The organism is Bacillus sp. K2I17, assembly GCF_002209985.1.
In the GTDB taxonomy this organism is placed as follows: Bacteria; Bacillota; Bacilli; order Bacillales; family Bacillaceae_G; genus Bacillus_A; species Bacillus_A wiedmannii.
In genome coordinates, this window is record NZ_NJGF01000137.1 from 20,002 (window position 1) to 27,333 (window position 7,332).

General features: G+C 31.9%; 7 protein-coding genes and 1 pseudogene. 6 read left to right on the plus strand and 2 right to left on the minus strand.

The annotated features are described in order from the left end of the window. The first annotated feature begins 166 nt into the window (after nucleotides 1-166). From CER22_RS31305 to CER22_RS31340, 6 genes are all read left to right on the plus strand, one after another. On the plus strand, nucleotides 167-658 hold the full coding sequence (locus CER22_RS31305) for an excalibur calcium-binding domain-containing protein (RefSeq protein ID WP_088610527.1): 492 nt from the start codon (nucleotides 167-169) through the stop codon (nucleotides 656-658). Between the two features lie 679 nt (nucleotides 659-1,337). Continuing rightward, nucleotides 1,338-2,321 carry an RNA-binding protein gene (locus CER22_RS31315; RefSeq protein WP_088610529.1) on the plus strand — a complete coding sequence of 328 codons (984 nt, stop codon included), beginning with the start codon at nucleotides 1,338-1,340 and terminating at the stop codon, nucleotides 2,319-2,321. A gap of 9 nt (nucleotides 2,322-2,330) precedes the next feature. Then, nucleotides 2,331-3,257: a hypothetical protein gene (locus CER22_RS31320; RefSeq protein WP_088610530.1), complete on the plus strand. Its 927-nt coding sequence runs from the start codon at nucleotides 2,331-2,333 to the stop codon at nucleotides 3,255-3,257. A gap of 223 nt (nucleotides 3,258-3,480) precedes the next feature. Then, nucleotides 3,481-3,768: a hypothetical protein gene (locus CER22_RS31325; RefSeq protein ID WP_087983681.1), complete on the plus strand. Its 288-nt coding sequence runs from the start codon at nucleotides 3,481-3,483 to the stop codon at nucleotides 3,766-3,768. 918 nt (nucleotides 3,769-4,686) lie between these two features. Beyond that, the gene (locus CER22_RS31335) at nucleotides 4,687-4,971 is read left to right on the plus strand and encodes a hypothetical protein (RefSeq protein ID WP_088060726.1); all 285 of its coding nucleotides are present in this window, start codon (nucleotides 4,687-4,689) and stop codon (nucleotides 4,969-4,971) included. A 292-nt stretch (nucleotides 4,972-5,263) separates the two neighbouring features. Continuing rightward, nucleotides 5,264-6,157, plus strand: coding sequence for a helix-turn-helix domain-containing protein (locus CER22_RS31340; RefSeq protein ID WP_088610531.1), 894 nt, complete (start codon nucleotides 5,264-5,266; stop codon nucleotides 6,155-6,157). A 339-nt stretch (nucleotides 6,158-6,496) separates the two neighbouring features. Here CER22_RS31340 and CER22_RS34005 read toward each other — a convergent pair. Beyond that, nucleotides 6,497-6,845 (minus strand): annotated as a pseudogene (locus tag CER22_RS34005) (integrase); the annotation flags it as partial. Nucleotides 6,846-7,031: 186 nt separating this feature from the next. After that, nucleotides 7,032-7,175 (minus strand): hypothetical protein, encoded by a 144-nt coding sequence (locus tag CER22_RS33460; RefSeq protein ID WP_165915447.1) that lies wholly within the window; start codon nucleotides 7,173-7,175, stop codon nucleotides 7,032-7,034. Nucleotides 7,176-7,332: the final 157 nt, after the last annotated feature.

The following is a 7,332-nucleotide window of genomic DNA, read 5'->3' on the forward strand; positions in this document are numbered from 1 at the left end:
ATGTGGCCGTACCCTATATTATTAAAATCGAAATGGTTCAAGTCGGAGGAAGGCAACCTAGGGTGTTTTTTTATTTTATTCGACACGATATAACGATATATGAATGTTAATTTTGATAAGATTGTCCAGAAATATTACATTTTATATATCTTGGAGGAATTAAATTATGAGCAAAAAATTATTAATGGCTTTAGCATGCAGTGTGTTACTTATGGGATTGGCTGCTTGTGGATCAAATGATAAAGCAAGTACATCAGAAGAACCAAAGCAAGGAACTAAAAAAGAAGAGGAACAAAAGAAAATAGAAGAACAGAAAAAAGCCGAAGAACAGAAAAAGGCTGAAGGGCAAAAGCGATTAGATGAACAACGCAAACAAGAAGAGGCTCACAGACAACAGGAAGAACAAAAGAAACAACAAGAAGCAGCTCGAGCAAAAGAACAGGAGCAACAAAAAGCTGCAGCTAATACAGCACCTCAGCAACAAGCGGAACCTAAACAACAGAAAGTACACTTTGCAAACTGTACAGATGCAAATAATGCCGGTTATTATGATATAACTCCAGATAGCCCAGCTTATGCTTCACATTTAGATCGTGATGGCGATGGTGTAGCTTGTGAACGAAATAAAGGACATAAAAAATCTAGTAAAAAACATTAGATTGAAGGATTAGCACTCTTATGAGTGCTTTTATTTTTTCTCAATGACCAATAATACTTAACATGGTAAAATAATATTCGGATGGGAGTCCAATACATATTATTAAAATTAAAGTGGTTCAAGTCGGAGGAAGGCACCTTTGGGTGTCTTTTCTTTAATTAATTTGCATTAAATTAATTAAACTTTATAAACGAATGTAGTAAAATAGAATTGGGTGGGAACCCGGATATATTTGTGCTGTAAGAAAAGACTTATGTAGATCAAGTAGTGAGAGAGGGCACTTTGAGAGAAGTGCCTTTTCTTTATTTTACTAATTAATAACCTGTTCTCCTCTATATGGAGTACCGCCACATCGCTATCAAGCTAAGAAACGCAAATACCTCAAAACGAAAAAATGAGCATTTTGTTACAAAATAGTACAAAATTTCTTTCTGGGGGTACTATAAAATTTTAGCTTGATGGGCATGTGGCGGTACCTCTAGTAAGACTGCATTCTAGATTTTGATTCAACCTATAGCAAACTTATGATTCTAAAATTATTCTTGCATTTGAGTAAAAATACCATTATATTTGTATTAACAACTATATAAATAAAACATAATTCACGTAAAGGACACACCTTACGTACCATCCCAACGGTACAGGTGTGTCCTTTTTTACGTTCTAGGAGGAAACTATAATGAAAGAGGATAAGACAAACACTCAAACTGTAGAGGAACTTGGAATGGCTTTTGAATCAGAGAACACACAAGGTGACACAGTGTTAGAAACAAACTTTAATCAATTTGAGCGAGTACGTGATCATGAACTAGAGGAATTAGCTCGTATGAAACGGGAGCGTACTGTAGGGAAAGGGTTAATTACTGTCGTATCTGAAAAACTGTTTCCAACTAAAAATGGTACATCAGAGCGTATACAAGTACTTACAATTGAAATTGGTACTCATACGACTGCATACTGTCCCATTACAGAGGCTGGAATCAATATTCCTAAAAACCCTCAGTGGCTAGTAGGAAGGACAAAACCTGTTATTATTGAGCACTTCCAAAGAACCGAAGAAGGTAACTTTGCCGTTGTATCTATTACCGCAGGAGAACTAGCACTTCAAAAGAGATTGTATGAAGAAGTAACAGCACAAGAGGGGAATAAAGTATACACAGGAACTGTTTCTGGACATATTCCATCTGCACAAACTGTTTTAGTTGAAGTTCATGGTGTAACAGTGGGAGTAAGGTATTCCCAATGGTCACACTCATTTGTACGCCCAGAGGATATTGTAATTGGTGATGTTGTAGAACTTATCATTGATAAAGTAGTAGAAAAGAATGGCCGTTATGAATTTAGAGGAAATAAAAAGAAACTAGAAACAGATCCAATGGATAAGCTATTAGAGCTAAAGAAACGCCGTGACCGCTTTGTAGGTAAAATAGTAGGGGTAGATGCAATTGCTGGTATTTTCGTAGAAGTTGCACCAGGTATTCAATTTAAAGGACTAAAGAGCCGTAATCTTGCCAACCCAACTGCGGAAGATGCAATAAACCAAACGATTATTACATGCGAGCTGCTTAATATCGATGCCAAAAATAGAAAAGGAACTGTACGTATCCTAAATTACCCCCAAGGACAGAGTAAAAAATCTAATTCGTCAATTTATCAATTTTAATGGATGATTATGCGTACAATAGAGAAACAATTGTCTACTTATGTACCATCTATTCCTCATTTATCAAATGAGGATGTACAGGGACTTCAAATATATCGAATACATGAACTGGATAAATCCTATGTATTCCATTCTTATGAAGAATTGGTTAAGTTTAAGCAGCGTTTGACAGAAGAACAGTATGCCATACTTACTTTCATTGGTGTTCATACATCTGTTCGATTCAATCATTTACTATATTTATTCAAGAACAAATATTCACGTAAGAAAATAAATGATGCACTTCAAGGATTACTTTACTATCGTCTAATTGAAAAATGGCAGGTTGAGAGTTTTGATTTGGAAACCTTTGAAGAAACATATACATTATCCGATAATGGTTATAAGCTCTTAAAATACTGGAAAGGTAATATGTTTTTCTTTGCTCCAGAGCGTCTTGATAATCACGGTAAATTTGTTCATCTACGCTATTGGCATGATATAGACCTACTTTGCCACCTGCGTTATGCTCCTTCCTTTATAGGGCATATTATGCATCCATCTATTAGTAAAGGGGTTTTTACCCCTCCTTTGAGTTTTGTTGCGCAGGGCGGAGTAAATCAAGAATTTAATTTTGTTGTATACTCCACCTTATTAACAGATAAAAAGAATCGCTTACGACATATTATTGCTAGATGGAGAGATTTCGTAGAGTCAGGTAAGGATGTTATCATAAAAGATTTAAGGAATAACCCTACAATCCTAGTTATTTATGTTTCTACTGAAAAACAAGCAAAGCAAATTAATAATGAACTACTACTTGATTTAATTCCTGGTAAAGTATTGCTATGTATAGGAGAAACATTACATGTAGAAGGATTACAACATGCTTTTTATCAGCCTCTTGCAGAGGGAGAGATTAAGCAATTAAATACAAAGCTATTTACTATAAACTAAGCGACCCTTACAAGCTATTGCTTTCTTTTAGAGGGTGGCTTGTTTGTTGTATAAAAAGCACGAAATATTCAAAAACAATTTAAGAAAACTAATTATCCTGTGTCTACCTCTATACAAAGTGCGGATTTTACGAAATAATACTATTTGATGCCTGGTTTAACAACAACGATATATACAAATGTTGTTATTATTGAAATGAAATATACAAGAAAGGAGTAATACATTGCTACGCATACAAAGAGGGTACATGTACGATCCGGATGATAATGAAGTAATTGTAAATGAAATTTTCTACGATGCTGCTTCAGATAAAAAGCTAGGAAGTAAGATGGGGGTATTTGGTGCAGTAAAACTACCCACTGCTATTTTTCGAAAGGTTCAAGAAAATGAAAGTAAGTCCTATATGGAAAATATTGAAGTTGCAAAAGGAACTATTAGAGAAATACTTATTTATTTAGACCAAAATCAAAAACCAGAAAAACTATATTTTGAAATGCAGTACATGAAGTAACACCAAGAACCGAAAATAAGGGGGGATTTGTAGCAGTGGAAACAGGGACATTATTATTTAATACATATAACAACTGCATATAAAACCTCTTCTTATATTCGTTTAATTAAAACAATTGAATACAATATAAAAATAGTTTAATATAAAAATATGTTTATTGTTTAATTGATTCCGTTTATTCCCACGCCTTATGGGTTGTGGTTGAGTTGTAGAAGCAAGTTGTGTTCTTGTTTCAATTGTGAAAGGGCTTCTTTGAGCCGATTAATGTATATAGCTTATTTTGCTATGCGCATTTTCAATCGACTTAAAGAAGTCCTTTTTATGTTGTCTTTAAGTTAGGAATCACTTGTAAATAGACCTTTTGGGCTAATAATATGCTAAATTAAACAAACAAGCACATATATTGTGCTTGTTTGTTTAATTTAGAGGAGGGATCATATGAACTTTACAAAGTATAGCGTAAGAAAAAGAATGTGAGAGTGATTTGTGCTAGTATTTCTTATGAAGCAGTAAGTTTTATTTAATGGAAACATACATGATTGCGATTATGTAGAATAGCTAAACTATCAAAAATTAAGTACAACCGAACAAACTAAAGTCATCCATAATGGATATGAAAAATTAAGATTACTACAGGATACCTGTAATGAGCTAAAAATTACTGACAGTCCTTATACTCTTGTAGGAATAGTAAAATAAAGAATGTGAAGAATGAATTCATAGCCTAGCTCTTTAGTATTGTTAAGTTTTTTTGAATTCAAAACTAAAAAAAGATATTAAATACTAATTTATAGTAGAGTAGAGAAAGAATGGAATATACAAATTAGAAACTAGGGCATTTATATAAAAATAAGGTACTCGTTGTAATGCTAAAAGCACAAGGAATTAGAAAACGAAAAATGAGAGGAGCACTATACTATGATTACAGTTAACCGAGGATATATGTATGATCCAGATGATAATGAGGTCTTAATTACCGAAATTTATTATGAAGCTGCTACCGATACTAAGTTAGGAAGTAAGATGGGGAATTTATCTTACACAGTTATCCCTAATGAAATTAAAGAAAAAATAGAAGCAGCTGCTTCATTATCTTATATGGAAAACATTCAGATGTCTCAGCAATTAGCTGTTGTATATCAAAATGAAATTAACATGTATGGAAAACCGGAAAAATTGTACTTTGAGTACACAAACATGTAAGAGGCACAAAGACATTGAACTAATTGGTTCAATGTCTTTTTATAAAAAGGCTTTAAACAAGCTAAATATAAATGAAATCGTAATCGATTAAAAATAGAGGAATTACATAATAGAGAATGTCTATACTAAGGTTCCTTCCTCCTCTTTTTTTGTACATAATAAAAACCTCACCATCTTATAACACGGTAAGACCTTTACAACAAACAATAATTGCAACCATATTAATTTTACTTTACATTAAGGTTAGAGAATCTTATTATACTAATAAATTGCTAAATAGTAGGTGGGGAAAATGGAATTTAACGATTTGGGTATTACCATTAAAGAACTTAGAATGAAAAAAAATATATCACAATCCGAATTATGTCATGGAATATGCTCACAAAGTCAAATTAGCAAGATAGAAAAAGGTATAATTTATCCATCTAGCATATTGTTATATCAATTATCTGAAAGACTTGGTGTTGATCCAAATAATATATTTGCACTAACTCAAAACAAAAAATTAAAATACGTACAAAATGTAAAACATGTAATGATGGATTGTACAAAGCAAAAACAATTTAAAGAACTTTATGAAATAGTAAAAAAAGAGAAAGAAGGGCATGCTTTCCAAACAACAGAAGATAAACAATTTCTACTATGGAATGAAGCAATTGCTATATATGAGGTGAATAGATCAATAAAAACTGCTTTAACTCTTTTAAATAATGCATTAAAACTAACTGTAACGAATGTTGATTGTTTATCAGAAAGAGAAATAGATATTATGCAGACAATGGCTATATTTCATGGGGAAAATAAAGAATATGAAAAAAGTATTAATATATTAAAAAGATGTTTAACTAATTTTAATAAGTTAGATTTTCATAGAGATAAAGAAATTAAGTTGAAAATTATATTAAATTTAGCAAAATGTTTAGATTTCACATATCAACATGAAGAGGCAATAAAATACATTGATAAGGGCATCAAATTAGCAATTAATCTAAATACTTTATACCTATTAGGTGAACTATTTTACTTAAAAGGTCAGTATTTATTAAAGATTACACAACACAATGTAGAAGATGTTGTGTATAACTGGAAAAAAGCATTATTTATATTTGAACTAACAGAAAAAGAATATTATACAAAAATGATACCAGATGAACTTATTGAAATACAAAATAAAAAACAATCATAATTTCGTAAAAACTACTTACAAATCCCACAGGAAAAATCTCTATAATTTTTAAACTTAGAACTATATTATTAAAATTAAAGTGGTTCAAGTCGGAGTAAGGCACCTTGGGGTGTCTTTTTTATAGGAGGACACCAAATCACCATCAACTTAAGAAAAACCCCCCAAAAAAACGAAAAAATGAGCTACCTTCTCAAAGTAACTACCTGTAGAGAAAGTAAATTTTCGTTTAGGGGGACTTTAAAATCTTAGCTTGATAGACATATGGCAGGACCCCATTTTAGTGTATTTAATACAATTAGGATAGGATCGTTGATTTGCAGATCATTGTAAATATTAATACTACCTCTTTAAAGATATCTTAGTTTTGAATCTCATCCTACTTACCAACTCTTCTTCAGTTACTTCTTGTTTAATAAGATTGAGAATAAAGGTGTTTCTCATCTGCTGTACAGAAATACGTTTGTTTAATTCTGCTCGATTCACTTCAAATCGTATAATATTTATAAAGCTGTTGTGTATCTTCCATGGTTAAGGAGACAGACCTAGTTAATCCATTTTCTCCAGATACCACTAAGGTATTTCTAATAAGCTGTATATGGCTGATATTAAGCGATACAAGCTCTTACAAGGTTAAACCATAGTTTACTATTAAATTGATTATACAAGCGTCTCTATCCATAATTAGAGGTCAAAATTTAGCCTATCTTTGAATGAACCCCTTTGTCTTCATTCAATTAGGCAGAAAAAGCTTCTAAGGTTTTTCTGCCTAATTGTCATCTTCATTATAATCATCTGATTTCTTTGGGTATATTATATAACAGAAAGTAGGTTGAAGCCCTGCTACTGCCCTTTACTACACACGGTTGCTGGCATATTATTTACAAAGCCAAATGAATAAGGCTATCATCATACTCCAAAAAGGAACTACAAAGACTATTCCCCAAAATATCCCTTTGAAAAATCTAATCTCGTTATGCGTATTCATTTCTATATAAGTTGTATCTTTTAGTACAGCCATATTTAATCCTCCCAATAAGAATTGTTTACTACAATAAAAAAAGGACAAACCTGGCCCTGATAGGGATACGTAGGTTTGTCCTTTTGTATGAGGGTAATGATATCTTTAATTACCATTATTATAACTAAATTAACAAATATTTTCAATTAGGTCTGAC